Raw genomic sequence first — 513 nt, 5'->3', positions numbered from 1 at the left:
TGCGGTTAAGGTATGTTCCACGGTTTCAGTTGAACCATCAGGCTTGGTAACAGTCAGCGTTAATTTATCTCCGGCTGCACTGCCGCCCGGTACGGTAACTTCAGTCTGTACGCCGTCTTCCAGTTCCTTCGCATTCACACCATCCGCCGCTTCCGGAATCGTGACCACCGGTGTTGTATCCGCCACTCCGTCGCCGTCAGTGTCCCCTGGAATTTGTCCGTCAACAGCAAACTCGACTTTGTTCCCCGGTTTGGCCGGATTACTTCCCTGGGTCAGGCTGATATCCACGCTGTTCTGGCCGTCCTGTACCGCGTCTTTCGGAATATCCATTGATACTTTGCCGGCAGCTGCTTCATCTTTGGTGACTGTATGGGTAACCGTTTCAGTGGATTTATCCGGACGGGTAATCGTCAGCGTGATTTCTGCCCCTTCCTCAGTACCTCCCGGCAGAGTGACTTCTGCCTGCAAACCGTCTTTTAGTTCATCAGCATTCGCATAACCATCAGCCACTTC

The 513-nt window shown here is 53.2% G+C and carries 1 pseudogene; it reads right to left on the bottom strand.

Features of this window, described 5'->3' with window-relative positions:
• Window positions 1-513: pseudogene (locus tag NBG71_RS18665) on the bottom strand (Rib/alpha-like domain-containing protein); the annotation flags it as partial.

This window comes from Proteus sp. FZP2095 (assembly GCF_023701425.1).
GTDB classification, from domain to species: domain Bacteria; phylum Pseudomonadota; class Gammaproteobacteria; order Enterobacterales; family Enterobacteriaceae; genus Proteus; species Proteus cibarius.
Note: the sequence above shows the minus strand (reverse complement) of the source record. Positions and strands in the feature narration are given on the sequence as shown.